This is a genomic window from Pseudomonas sp. MYb2 (assembly GCF_002979955.1).
GTDB lineage: Bacteria > Pseudomonadota > Gammaproteobacteria > Pseudomonadales > Pseudomonadaceae > Aquipseudomonas.
This window is the reverse complement of record NZ_PCQC01000031.1, coordinates 15,240-37,919: the sequence shown is the minus strand read 5'-3', so window position 1 is coordinate 37,919 and position 22,680 is coordinate 15,240. Positions and strand designations below refer to the sequence as shown.

The 22,680-nt window shown below is 60.0% G+C and carries 27 protein-coding genes and 1 pseudogene; 15 read left to right on the top strand and 13 right to left on the bottom strand.

Going from position 1 to position 22,680, the window contains the following annotated elements; genetic code table 11:
• The first annotated feature begins 60 nt into the window (after nt 1–60).
• The gene (locus tag CQ009_RS29175) at nt 61–546 is read left to right on the top strand and encodes a chemotaxis protein CheW (protein WP_007919980.1); all 486 of its coding nucleotides are present in this window, start codon (nt 61–63) and stop codon (nt 544–546) included.
• On the top strand, nt 547–939 hold the full coding sequence (locus tag CQ009_RS29170) for a DUF2802 domain-containing protein (RefSeq protein ID WP_102900473.1): 393 nt from the start codon (nt 547–549) through the stop codon (nt 937–939). It abuts the gene before it with no gap.
• 123 nt (nt 940–1,062) lie between these two features.
• Here the strand turns inward: CQ009_RS29170 and CQ009_RS29165 are convergent, their stop codons facing one another.
• Together CQ009_RS29165 and CQ009_RS29160 are read right to left on the bottom strand one after the other, a co-directional pair.
• The gene (locus CQ009_RS29165) at nt 1,063–1,392 is read right to left on the bottom strand and encodes an EscU/YscU/HrcU family type III secretion system export apparatus switch protein (RefSeq protein WP_105709436.1); all 330 of its coding nucleotides are present in this window, start codon (nt 1,390–1,392) and stop codon (nt 1,063–1,065) included.
• Nucleotides 1,389–2,963 carry a flagellar hook-length control protein FliK gene (locus tag CQ009_RS29160; RefSeq protein ID WP_105709435.1) on the bottom strand — a complete coding sequence of 525 codons (1,575 nt, stop codon included), beginning with the start codon at nt 2,961–2,963 and terminating at the stop codon, nt 1,389–1,391. Before CQ009_RS29160 ends, CQ009_RS29165 begins: the two co-directional genes overlap by 4 nt.
• Before the next feature lie 197 nt (nt 2,964–3,160).
• On the opposite strand from CQ009_RS29160, the gene ccmA reads away from it, so the two are divergent.
• From ccmA to CQ009_RS29110, 10 genes are all read left to right on the top strand, one after another.
• Nucleotides 3,161–3,796, top strand: coding sequence for a cytochrome c biogenesis heme-transporting ATPase CcmA (gene ccmA, locus CQ009_RS29155; protein ID WP_064390879.1), 636 nt, complete (start codon nt 3,161–3,163; stop codon nt 3,794–3,796).
• Nucleotides 3,793–4,461: a heme exporter protein CcmB gene (gene ccmB, locus CQ009_RS29150; protein ID WP_034151525.1), complete on the top strand. Its 669-nt coding sequence runs from the start codon at nt 3,793–3,795 to the stop codon at nt 4,459–4,461. The genes ccmA and ccmB overlap by 4 nt, the downstream gene beginning before the upstream one ends.
• Before the next feature lie 73 nt (nt 4,462–4,534).
• Nucleotides 4,535–5,290, top strand: a complete 756-nt coding sequence (locus CQ009_RS29145; RefSeq protein ID WP_105709434.1) for a heme ABC transporter permease — start codon at nt 4,535–4,537, stop codon at nt 5,288–5,290.
• Complete coding sequence (gene ccmD, locus CQ009_RS29140) at nt 5,287–5,463, top strand: heme exporter protein CcmD (RefSeq protein WP_064390881.1); 177 nt, start codon at nt 5,287–5,289, stop codon at nt 5,461–5,463. Before CQ009_RS29145 ends, ccmD begins: the two co-directional genes overlap by 4 nt.
• Nucleotides 5,460–5,915, top strand: coding sequence for a cytochrome c maturation protein CcmE (ccmE, locus tag CQ009_RS29135; RefSeq protein ID WP_105709433.1), 456 nt, complete (start codon nt 5,460–5,462; stop codon nt 5,913–5,915). Before ccmD ends, ccmE begins: the two co-directional genes overlap by 4 nt.
• A gap of 3 nt (nt 5,916–5,918) precedes the next feature.
• On the top strand, nt 5,919–7,907 hold the full coding sequence (locus tag CQ009_RS29130) for a heme lyase CcmF/NrfE family subunit (protein ID WP_105709432.1): 1,989 nt from the start codon (nt 5,919–5,921) through the stop codon (nt 7,905–7,907).
• Nucleotides 7,904–8,440: a DsbE family thiol:disulfide interchange protein gene (locus CQ009_RS29125; protein ID WP_105709431.1), complete on the top strand. Its 537-nt coding sequence runs from the start codon at nt 7,904–7,906 to the stop codon at nt 8,438–8,440. The genes CQ009_RS29130 and CQ009_RS29125 overlap by 4 nt, the downstream gene beginning before the upstream one ends.
• Nucleotides 8,437–8,907 carry a cytochrome c-type biogenesis protein gene (locus CQ009_RS29120; protein ID WP_105709430.1) on the top strand — a complete coding sequence of 157 codons (471 nt, stop codon included), beginning with the start codon at nt 8,437–8,439 and terminating at the stop codon, nt 8,905–8,907. The genes CQ009_RS29125 and CQ009_RS29120 overlap by 4 nt, the downstream gene beginning before the upstream one ends.
• Complete coding sequence (gene ccmI / locus CQ009_RS29115) at nt 8,904–10,106, top strand: c-type cytochrome biogenesis protein CcmI (RefSeq protein WP_105709429.1); 1,203 nt, start codon at nt 8,904–8,906, stop codon at nt 10,104–10,106. Before CQ009_RS29120 ends, ccmI begins: the two co-directional genes overlap by 4 nt.
• A gap of 25 nt (nt 10,107–10,131) precedes the next feature.
• On the top strand, nt 10,132–10,536 hold the full coding sequence (locus tag CQ009_RS29110) for a hypothetical protein (RefSeq protein ID WP_105709428.1): 405 nt from the start codon (nt 10,132–10,134) through the stop codon (nt 10,534–10,536).
• A gap of 57 nt (nt 10,537–10,593) precedes the next feature.
• On the opposite strand, the gene CQ009_RS29105 is transcribed toward CQ009_RS29110, so the two are convergent.
• From CQ009_RS29105 to CQ009_RS30595, 3 genes and pseudogenes are all read right to left on the bottom strand, one after another.
• Nucleotides 10,594–11,169: a PIN domain-containing protein gene (locus CQ009_RS29105; protein WP_105709427.1), complete on the bottom strand. Its 576-nt coding sequence runs from the start codon at nt 11,167–11,169 to the stop codon at nt 10,594–10,596.
• Nucleotides 11,166–11,633, bottom strand: a complete 468-nt coding sequence (locus CQ009_RS29100) for a helix-turn-helix domain-containing protein (RefSeq protein WP_007919953.1) — start codon at nt 11,631–11,633, stop codon at nt 11,166–11,168. The genes CQ009_RS29105 and CQ009_RS29100 overlap by 4 nt, the downstream gene beginning before the upstream one ends.
• A 241-nt stretch (nt 11,634–11,874) precedes the next feature.
• Nucleotides 11,875–11,953 (bottom strand): annotated as a pseudogene (locus CQ009_RS30595) (short-chain dehydrogenase); the annotation flags it as partial.
• A gap of 185 nt (nt 11,954–12,138) precedes the next feature.
• Between CQ009_RS30595 and CQ009_RS29085 the strand changes: the two are divergent.
• Together CQ009_RS29085 and CQ009_RS29080 are read left to right on the top strand one after the other, a co-directional pair.
• Nucleotides 12,139–12,351 carry a type II toxin-antitoxin system HicA family toxin gene (locus tag CQ009_RS29085; protein WP_064390886.1) on the top strand — a complete coding sequence of 71 codons (213 nt, stop codon included), beginning with the start codon at nt 12,139–12,141 and terminating at the stop codon, nt 12,349–12,351.
• Nucleotides 12,351–12,755: a type II toxin-antitoxin system HicB family antitoxin gene (locus CQ009_RS29080; protein ID WP_064390887.1), complete on the top strand. Its 405-nt coding sequence runs from the start codon at nt 12,351–12,353 to the stop codon at nt 12,753–12,755. The genes CQ009_RS29085 and CQ009_RS29080 overlap by 1 nt, the downstream gene beginning before the upstream one ends.
• Before the next feature lie 69 nt (nt 12,756–12,824).
• On the opposite strand, the gene CQ009_RS29075 is transcribed toward CQ009_RS29080, so the two are convergent.
• Nucleotides 12,825–14,012, bottom strand: a complete 1,188-nt coding sequence (locus CQ009_RS29075) for an MFS transporter (RefSeq protein ID WP_105709426.1) — start codon at nt 14,010–14,012, stop codon at nt 12,825–12,827.
• 232 nt (nt 14,013–14,244) lie between these two features.
• On the opposite strand from CQ009_RS29075, the gene CQ009_RS29070 reads away from it, so the two are divergent.
• Nucleotides 14,245–14,865, top strand: coding sequence for a DUF5666 domain-containing protein (locus tag CQ009_RS29070; RefSeq protein ID WP_105709425.1), 621 nt, complete (start codon nt 14,245–14,247; stop codon nt 14,863–14,865).
• A 130-nt stretch (nt 14,866–14,995) separates the two neighbouring features.
• On the opposite strand, the gene CQ009_RS29065 is transcribed toward CQ009_RS29070, so the two are convergent.
• The 7 genes from CQ009_RS29065 to hyi form a co-directional block, all read right to left on the bottom strand.
• The gene (locus CQ009_RS29065) at nt 14,996–15,994 is read right to left on the bottom strand and encodes a sulfate ABC transporter substrate-binding protein (RefSeq protein WP_105709424.1); all 999 of its coding nucleotides are present in this window, start codon (nt 15,992–15,994) and stop codon (nt 14,996–14,998) included.
• Between the two features lie 104 nt (nt 15,995–16,098).
• Complete coding sequence (locus CQ009_RS29060; RefSeq protein WP_064390891.1) at nt 16,099–16,923, bottom strand: ion transporter; 825 nt, start codon at nt 16,921–16,923, stop codon at nt 16,099–16,101.
• Between the two features lie 21 nt (nt 16,924–16,944).
• On the bottom strand, nt 16,945–17,859 hold the full coding sequence (locus CQ009_RS29055) for an urea transporter (RefSeq protein ID WP_105709423.1): 915 nt from the start codon (nt 17,857–17,859) through the stop codon (nt 16,945–16,947).
• 152 nt (nt 17,860–18,011) lie between these two features.
• Nucleotides 18,012–19,427: a pyruvate kinase gene (gene pyk, locus CQ009_RS29045; RefSeq protein WP_105709421.1), complete on the bottom strand. Its 1,416-nt coding sequence runs from the start codon at nt 19,425–19,427 to the stop codon at nt 18,012–18,014.
• Complete coding sequence (locus CQ009_RS29040) at nt 19,424–20,698, bottom strand: glycerate kinase (RefSeq protein WP_105709420.1); 1,275 nt, start codon at nt 20,696–20,698, stop codon at nt 19,424–19,426. The genes pyk and CQ009_RS29040 overlap by 4 nt, the downstream gene beginning before the upstream one ends.
• A 149-nt stretch (nt 20,699–20,847) precedes the next feature.
• Complete coding sequence (locus CQ009_RS29035; protein WP_105709419.1) at nt 20,848–21,741, bottom strand: 2-hydroxy-3-oxopropionate reductase; 894 nt, start codon at nt 21,739–21,741, stop codon at nt 20,848–20,850.
• 156 nt (nt 21,742–21,897) lie between these two features.
• Complete coding sequence (hyi, locus tag CQ009_RS29030) at nt 21,898–22,680, bottom strand: hydroxypyruvate isomerase (protein WP_105709418.1); 783 nt, start codon at nt 22,678–22,680, stop codon at nt 21,898–21,900.

The window sequence follows — 22,680 nt, the reverse complement described above, 5'->3', positions numbered from 1 at the left end:
GTTGAATGCCGCCACACAGAACACACACCGCCCAGCGCGGTTTTTTCGAGGGGTCAGGGTATGAGTAGTCAGGCGACGAATGCAAAAGGTTCTGAAGATCCGATCCTGCAATGGGTTACCTTCAAACTGGATAACGAAACCTACGGCATCAACGTGATGCGCGTGCAGGAAGTGCTGCGCTACACCGAGATCGCTCCGGTGCCGGGCGCGCCAAGCTATGTGCTGGGCATCATCAACCTGCGCGGTAACGTGGTCACCGTGATCGACACCCGCCAGCGCTTCGGCCTGAACAGCGGCGAGATCAGTGACAACACCCGTATCGTCATCATCGAAGCCGACAAGCAAGTCGTTGGCATCATGGTCGACAGCGTGGCCGAAGTGGTTTACCTGCGTCAGTCGGAAATCGAGACCGCGCCGAACGTCGGTAACGAAGAGTCGGCCAAGTTCATCCAGGGCGTGTGCAACAAGAACAACGAGTTGCTGATCCTGGTCGAGCTGGACAAGATGATGAGCGAAGAAGAATGGTCGGACCTGGAGAATATCTGATTGATTCTCGAAGTTGCGGTCATTGTCCTGTTCCTATTCTGGGCAGGCACACTGGCAATGTTTGTGTCGTACATCAAGGCGCAGCGGGTAATCGCTGCGCAACAGGCTCAGGGCGATGCGCTGCGTGATCAGCGCATCAAGGACCTGGCCAAGCGTGTCGACGATTACCAGAACGGCAACGTGCGCATGGGCGAAGCCCTGCACGAACTGCGCGCGGTAGTCAGTCCGTTGCCGGACAAAATCGTTCAGCTGGAACAGCGCGATCCATCGAGCCTGTCATTCGCCCAGGCGGCGAAACTGGTGGGCATGGGTGCGAGCGTTGATGAGCTGACTCAGTCGTGTGGGTTGACCCAGGCTGAGGCGGAGTTGATGCGCAAGCTTCACAAGAACTGATGGTCGTACAGGGATCGTTCCCACGCTCTGCGTGGGAATGCATCTTGGGACGCTCCGCGTTCCGCCTGTGAAATGTGACGCAGAGCGTCACGGGCGGCATTCCCACGCAGAGCGTGGGAACGATCAATAGTCATCCCCACGCTCGGTGACGTCCTTCTCGACCATCGGCGCATTCGGGTCCTGCCCCTCAGGGAATTTGCCCTTCAGATTCCACGCAAACGCGATGATCTCGGCGATCGTCCGGTACAGCTCCTCGGGAATGCTGTCGCCCAGTTCCATCCGCGCCAACAAGCGCACCAACTCGGCGTTCTCATAGATCGGCACTTCGCAATCGCGAGCAATGCGCAAAATTTCTTCGGCCAGTTCTTCGTCACCCTTGGCAGTGAGCGTCGGCGCGTGGTTGCCGTCATATTTGAGGGCGATGGCCTGGCGTGGGGCAGTGGAATCGTTCATGCGGTTTCGTCGACCCAGCGATGTTCGAGACGGGTTTGGTTGCCTTGCGGCGGGGTGCCGAGATGGCAGTCGATGTCGCCGACGTTCAACCCGCGATCAAGCAGGCGCTGGCGCAGGGCGAACAGGTTGTTTTCGATCAGGTCAGCGGTGTACGGCCGTTCGGCCCACAGTTGGCTCGACAGGCTGCCGGCAATCAACTGCGCCTGAATCTGCATCGGCCCGAGCGGCTCCATGTCGAATGCGAGGTCTACACGCCACAGTTGCTGTTTCGGCTCGCGCTCATCGCGACGCTCGTTCGGTTGCGGTTCGCGCTCCGGCGCTTCTTCACGCTGGAACTTGACCTGCAACGGCACGATGTCCTGCAGGTTGCGCATGGGGATCTCCAGCTGCCAGGTGCTGAGCAGACGCCCGTCGTCGGTAACGCCGGTCTGTTCCAGGCTCGACAGTTGGTGGCTTTGCAGGCGCGAAACCGCTGCGGCGGCGAGGCGTAGTAACTGTTCCAGATCACCTTCGCCGTCCAGGCTTTGCAGCAAACGCTCGGGCAGCGGGAAGCTGCTCGGTACCGGTTTGGCGCTGACCTGACCGAGCATGCCGAGGGCGTTGCGGACGAAACTCGGCAGCGCTTGCGCCAGGGTGTTGGCGGCGATGATCGCGTTGAAACTGGTGCTGCTCGGCAGGCCCGGGGTCAGTTGCGCGATCAGCTTGAGCAGATCGGCTTTCATGTCCGGGGCCAGCGTCGGGGTTTGTCCGGTCAGCAGTTTGGCTTCGAGGAACGCGCCGCTGTTGGCCAGCGCCAGTGCGACGCCTTTGGCGGTGCTCAGTTGTTGCACGTCCGGGAGGCTGGCAAGGAGTTTGTCGACCACCGCGCGTAAATCCTGCGATGTCTGATCGGTATCGCTCGGCAGATTCTGCAAAGCATTCAGCAACCCTGTCAGGGATGCCTGACGACTTTGCTGGCCGAGCAGTTGCTGACTGACGGCCAGTTGTTCCTGGCGGCTGCTCATGGGCAGGAATTTCAGGGTTTGTGTATCTTCGACCAATGCCGACAGCAGGGTGCCAATGCGCAGCGGCTGCGGGCTGTCGATGGTCAGCGTGCTGCCGCTCTGTGCGGTGTTGAGCAGACTGACCAATGAGCGAAACACTGCTGCTTGCCCCGGCGTCTGTGGCAGCGCCTGCGAGGTCAGCACTTTGCCTTGCAGCAGCGTGCCGACTGGCAATTGCGCGGTGTCAATGCGGGTGAGGGCGGCGACGCTGCTGGCAATCGCTTGCTGCACGGTAATCGCCAGGTTGCCCGCCGAGGGCTGAGTGATCGCCAGACTGGTGCCTTGCGGCAACGGCAGGTTGCTGGTCGCTTGCACGGTGGTCTGACGGCCGCCGTCGACAGTCACCTTGAGCAATAACTGAAAGGTCTGATCCGCCTGTTTGAGCGACAACACCTCAGCCTTGGCGCTTTGCCCGGCGCCGATCAAGCCCTCGACCGGTGTCAGCAGCTTGAGCAGTTCACCCACCTGCGGGCGAACCGTCGCCGGGGTGGTGGGCGGGAGCGGGAGGATGTTCATTTCGCCTGTCATACGCGGACACAACCTGAGGAAAATGCACTCTTGAGAGTAAGGCACGCCATGTATAATGCCGCCCGTCTTGCGCTTCGAATAAAAAACATAGCAATTGTTTGACCCAGCTCTCTGGATCGAGCCGTCAATGCATTTATGCTGCACCTCTTTAACGGCCGCGCCAGAGCCGACTTGAACCGTATAAGGCCCGTGATCCCTTGACCAGTCCTGTCCTGCAAACCGTTGCCCTCGCGTGTGAGCGTGATCTGCGGCTGCTCTTCGAAAATCTCGAATTGAGACTCGCCAGTGGCGATATGGTGCAGATCAGCGGGCCCAACGGCAGCGGTAAAACCAGTTTATTGCGTTTGCTGGCCGGGTTGATGCAGCCGACCGACGGTCAGGTCCTGCTCAATGGCCGGCCGCTGACCGAACAGCGCAGCGAACTTGCACGCAACCTGCTGTGGATCGGCCACGCTGCCGGGATCAAGGATCTACTGACCCCGGAAGAGAACCTCTCCTGGCTCTGCGCCCTGCATCATCCCGCCGAACGCGACGCCATCTGGCAAGCCTTGGCAGCAGTAGGATTGCGCGGTTTCGAAGATGTTCCCTGCCACAGTCTTTCTGCCGGTCAGCAACGCCGCGTGGCGCTGGCGCGCCTGTATCTGGACAGCCCGCCGCTGTGGATTCTCGATGAGCCGTTTACCGCCCTCGACAAGCAGGGCGTGGCGCAACTCGAAGAACATCTGGCCGGACACTGTGAGCGCGGCGGTCTGGTGGTCTTGACCACGCACCACACACTGAGCCGGATGCCGGCCGGTTATCGCGACATCGATCTGGGGAACTGGGCAGTATGAGTGTGTTCGGCCTGCTGGTTGCCCGTGAATCCCGACTGCTGTTTCGCCGCCCGGCGGAACTGGCCAATCCGCTGATTTTTTTCGCTATCGTCATTGCTTTGTTCCCGCTGGCCGTCGGCCCGGAAACTCAAGTGTTGCAAAACCTGTCCCCCGGGTTAGTCTGGGTGGCGGCGCTTTTGTCGGTCCTGCTCTCGCTGGACGGGCTGTTCCGCAGTGATTTCGAAGACGGCTCCCTGGAACAGTGGGTCCTTTCGTCGCACCCGCTGCCACTTCTGGTCTTGGCCAAGGTGCTGGCACACTGGCTTTTCTCCGGTCTGGCTCTGGTTTTGCTCTCACCCTTGCTGGCGTTGATGCTCGGTTTGCCCGTCGCCTGCCTGCCGGTTTTGCTGCTTTCGTTGTTGTTGGGCACACCAGTGCTGAGCTTGCTCGGCGCGGTGGGCGCGGCATTGACGGTCGGTTTGAAACGTGGCGGCCTGTTGCTGGCGCTGCTGATTCTGCCGTTGTACATCCCGGTGTTGATCCTCGGCAGTGGCGCCTTGCAGGCCGCCCTCCAAGGCATGCCGGCGACCGGGTATCTGCTGTGGCTTGGTAGCCTGACCGCTCTGGCGATCACCCTGACACCCTTTGCAATAGCCGCTGGCCTGAAGATCAGCGTCGGCGAATAATGAGGTCTGATCATTTTTTGATCAGTAAAGACCCTGGCTCTTCATAGCGAAGAGCATCCGTGATGGAAACAGTATGAACTGGACCTGGTTTCACAAGCTCGGCTCGCCCAAGTGGTTCTACGGCATCAGCAGCAAGTTCCTGCCGTGGTTGAGCATCGCAGCGTTGCTGCTGATTGGCGTCGGCGTCGTTTGGGGCCTGGCCTTCGCGCCGCCGGATTATCAGCAAGGCAACAGCTTTCGCATCATCTACATCCACGTACCCGCCGCGATGCTCGCTCAGTCGATCTACGTGATGCTGGCGGTTTGCGGTGTGGTGGGGCTGGTGTGGAAAATGAAACTGGCCGACGTCGCCCTGCAATGCGCCGCACCGATCGGCGCGTGGATGACCGCCGTGGCGCTGGTCACCGGGGCGATCTGGGGCAAGCCGACCTGGGGTTCGTGGTGGGTCTGGGACGCGCGCCTGACCTCGATGCTGATTCTGCTGTTCCTGTATTTCGGCGTGATCGCCCTGGGCAATGCCATCAGCAACCGTGACAGCGCCGCCAAGGCCTGCGCGGTGCTGGCCATCGTCGGTGTGATCAACATCCCGATCATCAAATATTCGGTGGAGTGGTGGAACACCCTGCACCAGGGCGCGACCTTCACCCTCACGGAAAAACCGGCGATGCCCGCCGAGATGTGGCTGCCGCTGTTGCTGACCGTGCTGGGTTTCTACTGCTTCTTCGGCACCGTGCTGTTGCTGCGCATGCGCCTCGAAGTACTCAAGCGCGAATCCCGCGCCAGTTGGGTGAAAGAACAAGTGCAGCGCAGCCTGGAGGCCGCTCGATGAGTTTTGCTTCATTCGGCGACTTCCTCGCCATGGGCCATCATGGCCTGTATGTCTGGTCGGCCTATGGCATCTGTCTGGCGGTGCTGGCTTTCAACGTGGCGGCGCCGATCCTGGCCCGCAAGCGGTATCTGCAACAAGAGGCGCGTCGTCTGCGCCGGGAGAACGGCAAGTGAATCCGCTGCGCAAGAAACGTCTGATCATCATTCTGGCCATTCTGGTCGGGGTCGGCGCTGCCGTCGGTTTGGCCCTCAGCGCCCTGCAGCAGAACATCAATCTGTTCTACACCCCGACCCAGATCGCCAATGGCGAAGCACCGCAAGACACGCGCATCCGCGCTGGCGGCATGGTTGAGGCCGGCTCGTTGCAACGCTCGCCGGATTCGCTCGACGTCAAATTCGTCGTCACCGACTTCAACAAATCCGTGACCATCGCCTATCGCGGCATCCTCCCGGATCTGTTCCGCGAAGGGCAGGGTATTGTGGCGCTGGGCAAGATCAACGCCGATGGCGTAGTGGTAGCCGATGAAGTGCTGGCCAAGCACGACGAGAAGTACATGCCGCCGGAAGTGACCAAAGCCTTGAAAGACAGCGGTCAATCCGCACCAACGCCTGCAAAGGAGGGTTGATCGATGACGTCGGCAATTTTTATTCCTGAGTTGGGCCACCTGGCGATGATTCTGGCGCTGTGCTTTGCGCTGGTGCAGGCCGTGGTGCCATTGGTTGGGGCATGGCGCGGTGACCGTTTCTGGATGAGTCTGGCCCAGCCGGCCGCATGGGGGCAGTTTGCCTTTTTGCTGTTCGCGTTCGGCATTCTGACCTACGCGTTCATGACCGACGACTTCTCCGTCGCCTACGTCGCGAACAACTCCAACACCGCGTTGCCGTGGTATTACAAATTCAGCGCGGTGTGGGGCGCGCATGAAGGGTCGTTGCTGCTGTGGGCCCTGATCCTCGGCGGCTGGACCTTCGCCGTGTCGGTGTTCTCCCGCCAGTTGCCGCAAGTCATGCTCGCCCGCGTGCTGGCGGTGATGGGCATGATCAGCACCGGTTTCCTGCTGTTCCTGATCCTTACGTCCAACCCGTTCAAACGCATCCTGCCGCAAATGCCGAGCAATGGCGCTGACCTTAATCCGCTGCTGCAAGACATCGGCCTGATCGTTCACCCGCCGATGTTGTACATGGGCTACGTCGGCTTTTCGGTGGCGTTCGCCTTCGCCATTGCGGCGTTGATGGGCGGTCGCCTTGATGCCGCGTGGGCACGCTGGTCGCGCCCGTGGACCATCGTCGCCTGGGCGTTCCTCGGCATCGGCATCACCCTCGGTTCTTGGTGGGCTTATTACGAGCTCGGCTGGGGCGGCTGGTGGTTCTGGGACCCGGTGGAAAACGCCTCCTTCATGCCTTGGCTGGTCGGCACCGCACTGATCCACTCGCTGGCGGTCACGGAAAAACGTGGCGTGTTCAAGAGCTGGACGGTGTTGCTGGCGATTGCCGCGTTCTCACTGAGCCTGCTCGGGACGTTCCTCGTACGTTCCGGTGTACTGACCTCAGTGCACGCGTTTGCCTCCGATCCCGAGCGCGGCGTGTTTATCCTGATCTTCCTGTTGTTTGTGGTCGGCGGCTCGCTGACGCTGTTCGCCCTGCGCGCACCGGTCGTGAAGAGTCAGGTCGGCTTCAACCTGTGGTCGCGGGAAACCCTGCTGCTGGGTAACAACCTGGTGCTGGTGGTGGCTGCGTCGATGATCCTGCTCGGCACCCTGTACCCGCTGATTCTCGATGCCCTCAGCGGCGCGAAGATGTCGGTTGGCCCGCCGTACTTCAACGCGCTGTTCATTCCGTTGATGGCGCTGCTGATGCTGGTCATGGCGGTCGGCGTGATCGTCCGTTGGAAGGACACGCCGGTGAAATGGCTGGCGAGCATGCTGACCCCAGTGCTGTTGGGTAGCGTTGCGCTGGCGGTGGTTGCCGGTGTCGCTTATGGCGATTTCAATTGGGCAGTGATCGCGACTTTCCTGCTCGCCGCATGGGTGTTGCTCGCCGGTGTCCGTGACATCGTCGACAAGACCCGTCACAAAGGCCTGATCAAAGGCCTGCCAACATTGACCCGCAGTTATTGGGGCATGCAGATTGCCCACCTCGGCATCGCCGTGTGTGCGCTGGGCGTGGTGTTGTCGAGTCAGAACAGTGCCGAACGCGATCTGCGTCTGGCGCCGGGCGAGTCGATGGACCTGGCCGGTTATCACTTCGTCTTCGAAGGCGCCAAGCACTTCGAAGGGCCGAACTTCACCTCCGACAAAGGCACCATTCGGGTCATTCGCGATGGCAAGGAAATCAGCGTGCTGCATCCGGAAAAACGTCTGTACACCGTGCAGAACTCGGTAATGACCGAAGCGGGCATTGACGCCGGTTTCACTCGTGACTTGTATGTCGCATTGGGCGAGCCGCTGGACAACGGCGCGTGGGCGGTTCGGGTGCACGTTAAACCGTTCGTGCGCTGGATCTGGTTCGGCGGTTTGCTCACCGGGTTCGGTGGTTTGCTGGCGGCGCTGGATCGACGTTATCGGGTCAAGGTGAAAGCCAAGGTGCGTGAAGCGCTGGGCATGACAGGAGCGGCTGCATGAGACGTTGGTTGATGCTGGTGCCACTGGCGATTTTCCTGCTGGTGGCGGTATTTCTTTATCGCGGTCTGTACCTCGATCCGGCGGAGTTGCCGTCGGCGATGATCAACAAGCCGTTCCCGGAGTTTTCCCTGCCAAACGTGCAGGGCGACAAGAGCCTGACCAAGGCCGACATCCTCGGCAAACCGGCGCTGGTCAACGTCTGGGGTACTTGGTGCATTTCCTGTCGGGTCGAGCATCCGGTGCTGAACAAACTCGCCGAGCGCGGCGTGGTGATCTACGGCATCAACTACAAGGACACCAATGCCGATGCCTTGAAGTGGCTGGCCGAATTCCACAATCCGTACGTGCTGGACATTCGTGACGACGAAGGCTCGCTGGGCCTCAATCTCGGTGTCTACGGTGCGCCGGAGACCTTCTTCATCGACGCCAAGGGCATCATCCGCGACAAGTATGTCGGCGTGATCGATGAGCAGGTCTGGCGCGAAAAACTCGCGGCCAAGTATCAGGCGCTGGTCGATGAGGCCACGCCATGAAGCGTTTTTTAGCGGCGCTGGTATTGGGCTTGAGTCTGGCCGGTGTCGCCCATGCGGCCATCGATACGTATGAGTTCGCCAAAGAAGCTGATCGCGAGCGTTTCCGCGAGCTGACCAAAGAGCTGCGCTGCCCCAAGTGCCAGAACCAGGACATCGCTGACTCCAACGCGCCGATTGCCGCCGACCTGCGCAAAGAGATTTTCCGCATGCTCGGCGAAGGCAAGGACAATCAGCAGATCATCGATTTCATGGTCGATCGCTACGGTGATTTCGTCCGCTACAAACCGGCGCTCAACGCCAAGACTGCGCTGCTGTGGTTCGGCCCGGCCGGCCTGCTGCTCGGTGGTCTGGTGGTGATCGCGGTGATCGTCCGCCGTCGTCGCGGTCAGCGCGCCGAGACTCCGCAAGCGCTGTCCAGTGAAGAGCGTCAGCGCCTCGACCAACTGTTGGATAAAAACCAAGAATGATTGATTTCTGGCTTGCCGCAGGGCTGTTGCTTCTGGTCGCCCTGAGTTTTCTGCTGATCCCGGTTTTGCGTGAGCGTCGCGCCCAGCGTGAAGAGGATCGGACTGCCCTGAACGTCGCGTTGTATCAGGAGCGTGTCGCCGAGTTGCAAGCGCAACAGGCCGAAGGCGTGCTCGACGCTGCGCAAATGGACAGCGGCCGCGCCGAGGCGGCGCGTGAGTTGCTGGCAGATACCGAAGGGGTTGCCGCACCGCGTATCTCGAAACTGGGTAAACCATTGCCGCTGCTGGCGGCAGTCCTTGTGCCAGTGCTGGGCCTGGGCCTGTATCTGCATTTCGGTGCTGCCGACAAAGTCGAACTGACCCGCGAATTCGCCCAGGCGCCGCAGTCGATGGAAGAGATGACCCAGCGTCTGGAGCGTGCCGTCGCGGCACAACCGGACTCTGCCGAAGGCCTGTATTTCCTCGGCCGTACCTACATGGCGCAAGAGCGTCCGGCGGACGCAGCAAAGATGTTCGAACGCGCTGCCAACCTTGCCGGTCGCCAGCCGGAACTGCTCGGCCAGTGGGCGCAGGCGCAGTATTTTGCTGACGGCAAAAAGTGGTCGGCAAAGATCCAGGCGTTGACCGACGAAGCGCTGAAGGCCGATCCGAAAGAAGTCACCAGCCTCGGTCTGCTTGGCATCGCTGCGTTTGAAGGCGAGCGTTATCAGCAAGCCATCGATTACTGGAACCGCTTGCTGGCGCAACTGCCGCCGGAGGACAGTTCCCGCGCCGCGCTGCAAGGCGGGATCAAACGTGCCGCCGAGCGTCTCGAAGCCAGCGGCGGCAAGGTCGCTCAGGCACCGGTAGCCGCAAAAACTGCGCTGTTGAAAGTCAGCGTCGATCTGGCCAGCGAGCTCAAAGGCAAAGTGCAGCCGGGTGACAGCGTGTTCATCTTCGCCCGCGCCACGTCCGGCCCGCCGGCACCGCTGGCGGCCAAACGCCTGACCGTGGCCGATCTGCCAGTCACCGTCGAACTGGGCGATGCCGACGCAATGATGCCGCAGTTGAAACTGTCGAACTTCCCTGAAGTCCAACTGGTTGCGCGCATCTCCCGCGCCGGCCAACCGACTGCCGGCGAGTGGGTCGGTCGCAGCGGCCCACTGGCCAGCAGCACCACTGCGCTACAAAAACTGACCATCGACAGCCCGGACAAATAGCCGGACACAACAGGAAAGCACCGCCATGCACACCATCGCCCGAATCACAGTCCTCACACTGGCCCTGGGCTTGAGTGCATGTGCGGTGCAACGACCGGAACCGACCACCAACCTGCCGCCGATTCCGCCGTCGCAACCGAGCCCGACCCCGTCGACTTCGCCAACACCGGGCAAAAACATCCCGGCGAAACCGGCCAAACCGGTGCCGCGCACCTCGGCCAGCTTCGCACCGCCACCGGGCGGCAACAGCCACTGGGACCAGAAGCTCGGCGTCTACGTCCTCGACGACCAGACCAACACCTTCTACCGCCAGCGCACCTACTACCGCTGGAACAACGGCTGGAGCCGTTCCGTCAGCCCCAACGGCCCGTGGGAAGACACCAACATTCACGGCGTGCCACCGGGGTTGGGCAAGAAATTCGGGCAGTAAATGAAAACGGCGATCTTCGGATCGCCTTTTTTTTGTCTGTCGATTGCGCTGGTGATTTCACAGGATCGCGCGGTAGCTGCCGAGCGCTTGAATCGACTTCTTCAACCCCTGACGTTGTAGCAAATTCAGAAACGATTCGACGTCCATCGTGGGTGTTTTCAATTGTTTGCGTTGGTGCTGCGCGGCTGCGACAACGGCTGCCGAATCCAGATGAAACAGGTTTTCGACGAACTCATCCGGGTGTTGCGCCTCAATACCGAAAGGGGCGAGGTATTTGTCGGGAAAATCTTTCAAATTAAACGTCACGATCACGCCAGCATTGCAACGAATCGCTGCTGCCAGAACATGGCGGTCATCCAGATCGGGCAATGACAATCCACTGACCAAATTTTCATAGTCGTAGACGCAGGCATCGGGAATCGCCTGATCCATCAGCTCCGAGGTGCGATCCAATTGCTCGATTGTCAGGTCAGTGCGGTTCTTCAACAGATTGCGTTTCCATTCGCCGTGAATCTCCTTGGTCCATCGTGCCCGGAATAGCCCTGAGAGGGCTAACCACATCAAAAAGTCTCTCAATGGGGCTGGGTACAAAACACATGCATCGTATACAGCAGTGAAAGAGGAATGCCTCACTCGTAACCTGTCCTTAACGCTTGTGCCTGCTCTGCGAGAAGCATCATTGCCTGCTCGCTGGCGCTGTCACGCCGGGTCTTATAATCCATCAGATCGGCAAAGCGCACACGTCGGTGCTTGCCGGTTTTGTGGTAGGAAATCTCGCCACTTTCCAGCAGTTTAATCATGTGCGGGCGTGAGACGTTGAGCAGGTCGGCGGCTTCTTGGGTGGTCAGTTCGGCGTGTACTGGCACGACTTTAACGGCGTTGCCCTCTGCCAGCGCTGTAAGAATGTCAGCAAGCAAGCGCAGGGCGGACGTTGGCAACTCGACACGATGAGCTTCGTTCTGCTCATCGAAGATATGTATGTGCTGGGTTTCGAATTGGGTAGCGAGGTAAGCGGCCAAGGCACGCTGGCCCTCGATGGCGGCTTTGATCTCGCGCTCTACGGGGAGGGTGACCGGCGGATGAATAACAATCGACATGATGGTTTTCCAGCTTTCTGAAAAGACAATGTCGGGACGTTATTCGAATTAAACGAAAATCGCAATAAACGAAACGTTACGCGTCAATGGTTGCTCACTAGAAGCCCGTGGACACACTCAACAATCGCCCTTGCCTTGGCACTCGCCATCTGCCCCGTCGGAAAAACCGCCCACACATCGTTATCCGGCAGCGTCCACTCCTACAGGGGAGTCGTATTGATTAAAACGAGGCTTTACCGACCTAGGAGCCGCCATCGACGAACAATGTCTGCCCGGTGATGAAGCCACTCTGTTCTGAAGGTAGAAACTGCCATTGCCATAACAATCCCTTCTGGTCTTCCATTGTTCAGGGCTTTGGATGTGAGCCGCTGAGTGTAATCGGGTCCGGTTGCGATGCAATCAATCACATTCTGTAAAACAACCGGGCGTCGCTTCCAGAATTTCTATGCTTGAGTAAATATAACTCTAGAGTTATTTTTGTGAGGCCAAGGCAAGGAGGCGGTTGGTGCAGAGCAGGCTATTGATCAAGGAGTTGGAGGATGCAGGCTGGACGCTGGATCGGGTCACTGGCAGTCATCACATCTTCAGGCACCGATACAACCCGTACACGATTCCCGTTCCTCACCCGAAAAAGGATTTGCCACTGGGGACGGTCAAAAGCATCAGGAGGCGTGCCGGGTTGTACAACCCGCCAGCCAGTTATGAAGGAGATCCGTAATGCAATATCCAATCTGCATCGAATGGGGTGATGAAAATACCGCCATCGGTATTCAGATCCCTGATATTCCCGGCGCAGTAACGGCAGGGGATAGCTTTGAAGATGCCTACAAGGCTGCGGTTGAAGTCGCCCACATCATGCTGCAGGAGATCGCGGCAGACGGGGAGTCGATTCCTATGCCGACTTCGGCATCTGCTCATCGCAGTAATCCGGACTTTGCCGATATGGGATGGGGCATGCTCGAGCTGGACATTTCGCCGTATCTGGGCAAGACCGAGAAGGTCAACGTAACGCTGCCCGGTTACGTGATTCAGCGCATCGATCGTTATGTGCGCGAACACAATGTCAAAAGCCGCTCCTCCTTTCTGGCGGATGCGGCAATGGAGAAACTGGTTCGTTATTAAGCTTCCTCGCTCCCCCAGGCTCAGTGAATAACCTGTGGGAGCGAGCCTGCTCGCGAAGCTTTTGACGCTTCACGCAGTCGCCAATGAACCACGCTGCGAAACACTCAAAAACCGCAACAATGCCAACAGCGGGAACGCACTGCCGACAATCACGATCCACAACCAGCCGCCATGCTCATACAACGCACTGGCGACCGACGAGCCGAAGGCGCCGCCGATGAAGATGCTGGTCATGTACAGCGCGTTCAAACGACCACGGCTCTTTGCGTCCAGCGAGTAGACCGCGCGCTGACCGAGGACCATGTTCATCTGCACGCAGAAGTCGAGCACCACGCCGGTCACGGCCAGGCCGATGACGCTGTAGGCCGGGTGGATGAAGGCGGGCAGGAAGCTCAGGCTGGCGAACAGCATGGCCAGCAGCGAAGCGATGCGGGTGTGGCCGGCGTCGGCCAGGCGCCCGCTGATCGGCGCGGCGATGGCACCGATGGCGCCGACCAGGGCGAAGATCGCGATCTCGCTTTGTGACAGGCCATGGTTGCGGGCCAGTTCCAGCGGCACGGCGGTCCAGAACAGGCTGAAGGTTGCGAACATGCAGCCCTGATAAAACGCGCGTTGACGCAGCACCGGTTGTTGGCGCAGCAGCGTCCACAACGAGCCAAGCAGTTGGCCATACGTGGCGCTGTGATCCGGTTGGCGCTTGGGCACGGTCAGCGCCAGTACCACGCTGATCGCTGCCATCAGTGCCGCAGCAATCATGAACATCGCCCGCCAGCCGAGGTGATCTGCAACCACGCTCGATACCGGTCGCGCCAACAGAATCCCCAGCAACAAACCGCCCATGATCCCGCCGACCACACGGCCACGGGATTCCTCCGGAGCAAGGTGCGCCGCCAGAGGAATCAGAATCTGCACCGACACCGAGCTGAAGCCGACCAACAACGAGATCAGCAGAAATACATTAGGCTGATCGGTAAACGCCGCCGCCAACAGGCTGGCAATCGCCACCACGGTGGTGATGATCATCAACCGACGGTTTTCCAGCAGGTCCGCCAGCGGCACCAAAAAAAACAGGCCCAGCGCATAGCCGATCTGCGTCAGCGAAACGATGAAACTGGCCATGGTGTCGCTCAGGCCAATGTCCGGCGCGATCAGGCCGATGATTGGCTGCGCATAGTAGATGTTGGCAACGATGGCGCCGCAGCAGAAGGCGAACAGCAGCACCATGCCTCGGGTCATTGCGTGAGTCGTGGCGATCATAGGAGTTACTCGATCCAGCGAAAGGAATGCGGTGAGGCTAAGGGACAAACCGAACGGGCAGAAGCAGCCTTCGGTTGATATCAGTTATTACGTCGGGTAATGACGGCCGTGGCCATTCGGGGCGAACCTTGCGTCCGACCGTTGAGGGCTGATGATACATTCACTTACATCTTCTTCGATAGCGTGCTTATGTTTGCATCGGTTGTTCCACGTAGATCACCGGAGGAATGCAATGTTTCGTCAGACGCTTCGCCATACCGCAACGATTGTCCTGATCAGTCTGCTCGGCGCGACGAGCGTGCAGGCCGCTGATGCACCGGGGATGCGCCTCGGCGTACGCGGCGAGATCACCGGGGTCAGCGCAGACAGCTTGAAAGTCAAAGTCAACAGCGGCGAGAACGTGGTGATTCACTTGACCGGCGACACCAAAATTCGCGCCGTCACCCTGGCCAATATCGAAGACATCAAGCCCGGCAGCTACATCGGTTCGGCGGCGATGTCGCAGGAGGATGGCACGCTCAAGGCGCTGGAAGTGCATGTGTTTCCGCCGGAGCTGGCGGGTAGCGGCGACGGTCATCGGCCGTTCGATCTGGCCAAGGGCAGCAGCATGACCAATGGCAGCGTCGGCGATCTGGTGGTGAGCAACGGGCGGGTGCTGACGGTGAATTACAAGGGCGGACAGCAAAAGATACTGGTGCCGGAGGATGTGCCGATCGTCAATCTGGTGCCGGGGGATCGGAGTTTGCTGAAGGTTGGGGTGAAGATTGTGACGTTCGTGACGCAGAGCGCGGATGGCACGCTGACGGCGCAGTCGATTTCTGCCGGCAAGGACGGCGTCACCCCACCGATGTAATGGTTCACCCAATTCCCCCTGTAGGAGCTGCCGAAGGCTGCGATCTGTTGATCTTGCTTCTAAACATCAAAGTCAAAAGATCGTCCGAACGCGGCCCGAGCCTGCGGCAGCTCCTACATGAGGTCAGGTGTTACTGGCCGCTGTAGATCTGATCGAAAACCCCACCATCATTAAAGTGAGTCTTCTGCACCGTACGCCAGTCACCAAAGGTCTTCTCCACCGAAAGGAAGTCAACTTTCGGGAAGCGATCGGTGTACTTCGCCAACACCGCCGGATCACGCGGGCGCAGGTAGTTCGCCGCCGCAATTTCCTGACCTTCCGGCGACCACAGGAACTTCAGGTATTCATCCGCCGCCGCACGCGAGCCTTTCTTGTCGACCACTTTGTCGACCACCGACACCGGTGGCTCGGCTTCAGCGGAAACACTCGGGTAGATCACTTCAAACTGATCACGACCAAACTCGCGGGCAATCATTTCGGCTTCGTTTTCGAAGGTCACCAGCACGTCGCCGATCTGGTTGGTCATGAACGTGGTGGTGGCGGCGCGGCCACCGGTGTCCAGCACTGGCGCCTGCTTGAACAGTTTGCCGACGAAGTCCTTGGCCTTGTTCTCGTCGCCGCCGTTCTTCAGCACATAACCCCAGGCCGACAGGTAGGTGTAGCGGCCATTACCCGAGGTTTTCGGGTTTGGCACGATCACTTGCACGCCGTCCTTGAGCAGATCCGGCCAGTCTTTCAGGGCTTTCGGGTTGCCTTTGCGCACGATGAACACGGTGGCCGAAGTGAACGGCGCGCTGTTGTTCGGCAGGCGCGTGACCCAGTTTTCCGGGACCAGTTTGCCGTTGTCGGCGAGGGCGTTGATGTCGGTGGCCATGTTCATGGTGATGACGTCAGCCGGCAGGCCATCGATCACCGAGCGCGCTTGCTTGCTCGAACCGCCGAAGGACATCTGCACGGTGATGTTTTCGTTGTGCTCGGCTTGCCAGTGTTTTTGGAACGCAGTGTTGTAGTCCTTGTAGAAATCGCGCATCACGTCGTAGGAAACGTTGAGCAGCGTCGGGGCTGCCTGGGCGATGTTGGCCAAGGCCAGGCCGGCGGCGAGAAGTGAGGCGCCAAAGAGTTTTTTCACTGCGCATTCCTTGTTTTATCTGTGTAGGAGCAGGGGGTGATGTTCAATTGCCACTGACTATAACGGCGCGCGCATAGTCGTTTAAAGATTAAAAAGCTCTTTGCTTATTCCAGTTTCTTGAACAAGGCATTGCCACATCGCGAGCAGAACGCCGCGCCATGCTCGTGGCTGTTTTTCTTGCACACCGGGCAGTCGTGTTGCAGCTGTTCACCGCGCATGGCGTTGGCCAGTTCGGCGGTAAAAATCCCCGTCGGCACGGCGATGATCGAGTAACCGGTGATCATCACCAGCGACGAAATCACCTGGCCCAGCGGCGTCTTCGGCACGATGTCGCCGAAGCCCACGGTGGTCAACGTGACGATCGCCCAATAGATGCCTTTGGGAATGCTGGTGAAGCCATGTTCCGGGCCTTCGATCACGTACATCAGGGTGCCGAACACCGTCACTAGCGTGCAGACGCTGACCAGAAACACCACGATTTTCTGCTTGCTGCCACGCAGCGCCGACATCAAATAGTTGGCTTGCTTGAGGTACGGGCTGAGCTTGAGCACGCGGAAAATCCGCAGCATGCGGATGATCCGAATGATCAGCAGGTACTGCGCATCGCTGTAATACAGGGCGAGGATGCCTGGCACGATCGCCAGCAAATCCACCAGCCCGTAAAAGCTGAAGGCGTAGCGCAACGGCTTCGGTGAGCAATACAGACGCAGGATGTACTCGCCGAGAAAGATGATCGTGAAGCCCCATTCGATGTAGGCCAGCACGTCGGCGTAGTTCTGGTGAATGCTGTCGATGCTGTCGAGCATCACGATCACCAGACTGGAGAGGATGATCAACAGCAGGATGCCGTCGAAGCGACGCCCGGCAAGGGTGTCGCTCTGGAAAATCATCACGTAAAGCCGTTCGCGCCAATTGTTGCTGCTGTCCATGGATAACGCCTGAATCGAAGATCAGCGCAGCCTAGGTTGATTCTCCCCATGAGCGCAAGGCGCACGCTCAACCGGGGTTTTGCCGAGCATCTGGATGCCGGCGCGGATCAGCCAGCCGGCGAGGATGAATGGCGCGGTTAAAGTAGCGAGACCCACCGCTGCAAACAGCGGTGTAACCAGCAGCGCCAGCACGATGCCGAGCAGTGGAAGCCACGGGTGTTGGCGTTGCGCACTGAAGGCGAGGGCGGCCAGCACGGCGTTGTAGCTGCCCAAACCTAAAAGCGCAGCGCTGGTTTCGTGGTGCAGCAGGCTTGAGGCCAGACCGATGGCTGACGCCAGCATTGCCCAGCAAAACGCCCGGCGATCAGCCATCAGCAAACCAATGGCGATGAGCGCGCCGGCCAGCGGATGACCGAGAAACATCACTTGACCCAGACCGCGCAGTTCGGCGGCGAGCAGATTCAGCGTGTTCATCTCGATGTGCGCCATCGGCGCTGACGGTTCGGCGAACAGCAGCAGAACCCAGCTCAGCGCCACGAACGGCGAGGTGTAGGCCGGAATCGATCGGCTGCGGTACACATGTTTGAGCCATTGCTGCGTGGCCATGGCGCTCAAGCCGCCGGCGGCGAGAATCAGCGGCGGCAGCAGCGGCGACCAAGGGAAATACAGGCTCAGCAGCAGGCCGAGCAGGATGCCGTTGTAGCTGAACAATCCGGCCTGACGATCAGCCTTGGCGTAGTTACGCCGTTGCGCCGTGAGCAAACCGGCGACGGCACCGAGCAGCGCGCCGGCGAACAGCACCGGTGCGGTCAGCAGGATCGCCAACAGACACAGCAGGCCGCACAGCGGATGGCGCTGGAGGAATATTTGACTGAAACCGTTGAGCAAAGCCTCGGCCCAGTCGGGGCAGTGGGTGTTGAAATGATTGGCAGGCATGGCAGTTCATTCGGTACTGATCGTTCCCACGTCGAGGCGTCGAACCGTCTGCGTGGGAATGCCTCAAAGGACGCTCTGCGTCTGCTCTTGGGACGCAGAGCGTCCCGGGCCGCATTCCCACGCAGAGCGTGGGAACGATCATGGTGGGGGGCTTAAATCAATGTTTCAATACGCAGCGAGTTAGTCGATCCAGGCTGGCCAAACGGCACGCCGGCCGTGATCAGCAGCGTGTCCCCGCGCTCGGCCATGCCTTGGGCCTGGGCGATTTCCAGCGCGGTCGAGCAGACTTCATCCACCTGGCGCAGACGATCATTGACCACCGAGTGAATCCCCCACGCCACGCTCAAACGCCGTGCGGTCTGCAGGTTCGGCGTCAGGTTGAGGATCGGCGCTTTCGGCCGTTCCCGCGCCGCACGCAAACTCGATGCACCCGACTCGCTGTAGTTGACCAGCACCGCCACCGGCAGCACGTTGCTGATACGACGGATCGCGCAGCTGATCGCATCGGAAACGGTCGCTTCCGCCTTTGGCCGGCTGACGTCGAGCTGAGTCTGATAATCCGGGCCGTTCTCCACCTGACGAATGATCTTGCTCATCATCTGCACGGCTTCCAGCGGGTATTCACCGGAGGCGGTTTCTGCCGACAGCATCACCGCGTCAGCACCTTCGGCCACGGCGTTGGCAACGTCAGTCACTTCGGCACGGGTCGGGGCAGGGGAGAAGCGCATCGACTCGAGCATTTGCGTCGCCACCACCACCGGTTTGCCCAGTTCGCGGCAGGTGGTGATGATGTTTTTCTGAATCTGCGGCACGCTTTCCGCCGGCACTTCGACGCCGAGGTCGCCACGAGCAACCATGATCGCGTCGCTCAATTCAGCGATTTCGCGCAGTTGCTCAACGGCGGAAGGCTTCTCGATTTTCGCCATCAGAAAGGCTTTGTCACCGATCAGTGCGCGGGCTTCGACGATGTCTTGCGGGCGCTGCACAAACGACAGCGCGACCCAGTCCACACCCAGCTCCAGACCGAAGCTCAAATCGCGACGATCCTTGGCGGTCAGCGGGCTGAGGTCGAGCACTGCTTGCGGTACGTTGACGCCTTTGCGGTCCGACAGTTCGCCGCCGTTGAGCACGGTAGTATCAATCGCGTCGGCGTATTTGCTGACCACACGCAGACGCAGTTTGCCGTCATCGAGCAGCAGATCCATGCCCGCTTCCAGCGCTTCGATGATCTCCGGATGCGGCAGATTGACCCGGCGCTCATCGCCCGGTGTCGCGTCCAGATCGAGACGGAACGCCTGACCACGATGCAGCTGCACCTTGCCGTCGGCGAACTTGCCGACGCGCAGTTTCGGCCCCTGCAAGTCCATCAGAATGCCCAGCGGGTAGTTGAGCTGGCGCTCGACTTCGCGGATCCACTGATAGCGCTTGGCGTGGTCGGCATGATCGCCGTGGCTGAAGTTCAGGCGGAAGATATTCACCCCGGCCTCGACCAGTTCACGGATGTCTTCGATGCCATCGACAGCAGGACCGAGGGTGGCGAGGATTTTGACCTTTTTATCAGGCGTCATGATTTGCAGCTCTCAAGGATCAGAATGGCGCGGAAGTCGTTGACGTTGGTGCGGGTCGGCTCGGTGACGATCAGCGCATCGAGCGCCGCGAAATAGCCGTAGCCGTTGTTGTTATCCAGCTCGTCGCTGGCGCTCAAACCGAGGGCGGCGGCGCGGGCGTAGCTGTCCGGGGTCATGATCGCGCCGGCGTTGTCTTCCGAGCCATCAATGCCGTCGGTGTCACCGGCCAGCGCGTAGACGCCGGGCTGGCCTTTGAGGTTGTCGGTGAGGCTCAAGAGGAATTCGGCGTTGCGTCCGCCACGGCCATTGCCGCGCACGGTCACGGTGGTTTCGCCGCCAGACAAAATCACGCACGGCGCCGCCAATGGCTGGCCGTGGTTGATGATCTGGCGGGCGATACCGGCGTGGACTTTCGCCACTTCGCGCGACTCACCTTCGAGGTCGCCGAGGATCAGCGTGCTGAAACCGGCCTGACGGCATTTCACTGCGGCGGCATCCAGCGATTGCTGAGGACGGGCGATCAACTGGAAGTGGCTGCGAGCGAGGCTCGGGTCACCGGGTTTGACGGTTTCCGACTCCGGGCTTTGCAGCCAGTTGCGCACTGAAGCAGGGATCTCGATGCCGTAGCGCTTGATGATTGCCAGGGCTTCGGCAGAAGTGCTCGGGTCGGCCACGGTCGGGCCGGAAGCGATGACCGTGGCGAGGTCGCCCGGGACATCGGAAATCGCGTAGGTATAAACAGTGGCAGGCCAGCAGGCCTTGCCGAGACGGCCACCCTTGATCGCCGAGAGGTGCTTGCGCACGCAGTTCATCTCGCCGATGGTCGCGCCGGATTTGAGCAGGGCTTTGTTGATCGACTGCTTGTCGGCGAGGGTGATGCCTGCGGCCGGCAACGCCAGCAGGGCCGAGCCACCACCGGAGAGCAGGAAGATCACGCGGTCGTCTTCAGTCAGGTTGCTGACCAGTTCGAGCACACGTTTGGCCACGGCCAGGCCGGCAGCGTCCGGCACCGGGTGCGCGGCTTCGACCACTTCGATTTTTTCGCACGGGGCGCCGTGACCATAACGGGTCACCACCAGGCCAGACACTTCACCTTCCCAGCAGCGCTCGACCACTTGCGCCATGGCGGCGGCGGCTTTGCCGGCACCGATGACGATCACCCGACCGCTGCGATCGGCAGGCAAATGGGCTTCGAGGACTTGGTTCGGATGGGCCGCGTCGATGGCTGTGGCAAACAGCTCGCGCAGCAGTTGTTGCGGATCGACCGACATGGCGGGCTCCCGGAATTCTTGTTATTCGAAAGGGCAACTCAGATCCCTTGTAGGAGTGAGCCTGCTCGCGATCCAGGCGGCGCGGTAAATCTGACTCACCGCGGTGACTTCATCGCGAGCAGGCTCACTCCTACAGGTTTGATGAAGGCTTATTTGTTGTCGCGAATCGAGAAGTTGGCCATGTGTTCCAGACCTTTGATCAGCGCCGAGTGATCCCAGTTGCTGCCACCGATCGCTGCGCAGGTGCTGAACACTTGCTGGGCATTGGCGGTGTTCGGCAGGTTGATGTTCAGCTCCTTGGCGCCTTGCAGGGCCAGGTTCAGGTCTTTCTGGTGCAGGCTGATGCGGAAGCCTGGATCGAAGGTGCCTTTGATCATGCGCTCGCCGTGCACTTCGAGGATCTTCGAGGAGGCGAAACCGCCCATCAGCGCTTCACGCACCTTGGCTGGATCGGCACCGTTTTTCGAAGCGAACAGCAGGGCTTCGGCGACGGCCTGAATGTTCAGGGCAACGATGATCTGGTTGGCGACTTTGGCGGTTTGACCGTCGCCATTGCCACCGACCAGGGTGATGTTCTTGCCCATGGCCTGGAACAGCGGCAGCGCGCGTTCGAAGGCATCGGCGTCGCCACCGATCATGATGCTCAGGGTCGCGGCCTTGGCGCCGACTTCACCACCGGATACCGGTGCGTCGAGGTATTGCGCGCCTTTCTCGTTGATCTTCGCTGCGAATGCCTTGGTGGCGGTCGGCGAGATCGAGCTCATGTCGATAACGATTTTGCCTTTGCTCAGGCCAGCGGCAACGCCGTCAGCGCGGAACAGTACGTCGTCGACCTGCGGGGTATCCGGGACCATGACGATGATGAATTCAGCTTCCTGCGCGACTTCGCGCGGGTTGGCCAGGGCGACGGCGCCAGCGGCAACCAGGTCGGTAGGGGCGGCGTCGTGGTGCGCCGACAGGAACAGGCTGTGACCGGCTTTCTGCAGGTTCGAAGCCATTGGGTGGCCCATGATGCCGGTGCCGATAAATCCGATTTTAGCCATGAGAAAATCCTCTTGTTTTTGTCTTGCTCAAGCAAATAGGGGAAAGCTGTTGCTTTTATGTAGGAGTGAGCCTGCTCGCGATTCAGGCGCTGAGGTACATCAGGTGTACCGAGGTGAATTCATCGCGAGCAGGCTCACTCCTACAGGGGATCTGCGTCAGATTGCGTTGTGGGTTTTCAGCCAGCCGAGGCCTGCTTCGGTGTTGGTCAGCGGCTTGTATTCGCAACCCACCCAACCCTGATAACCGATGCGGTCGAGGTGTTCGAACAGGAAGCGGTAGTTGATTTCACCGGTGCCGGGTTCGTTGCGCCCCGGGTTGTCCGCGAGCTGCACATGGTTGATCTCGCCCAGGTGCGATTGCAGGGTGCGGGCCAGATCGCCTTCCATGATTTGCATGTGATAAATGTCGTATTGCAGGAACAGATTGGCGCTGCCGACCTGCTCGCGAATCGACAGGGCTTGCGCCGTGTTGTTCAGGTAGAAGCCCGGGATGTCGCGGGTGTTGATCGCTTCCATCACCAGTTTGATGCCCGCTGCCTGCAGCTTGTCGGCGGCGTATTTCAGGTTGGCGACGAAGGTCTTTTCTACCGTGGCATCGTCAACGCCTTGCGGACGGATACCGGCCAGGCAGTTGATCTGGGTGTTGCCCAGCACTTGTGCGTAGGCAATCGCCAGATCGACACCGGCGCGGAACTCTTCGACCCGATCTGGCAAACACGCGATACCACGTTCGCCCTTGGCCCAGTCACCGGCCGGCAGGTTGAACAGCACTTGGGTCAGACCGTTGGCGTCGAGTTTGGCCTTGATTTCGGCAGAGCTGAAGTCGTACGGGAACAGGTACTCGACACCGCTGAAGCCAGCCTTGGCGGCGGCGTCGAAACGGGCAAGGAAATCCTGTTCGGTGAACAGCATGGACAGGTTGGCTGCGAAACGCGGCAT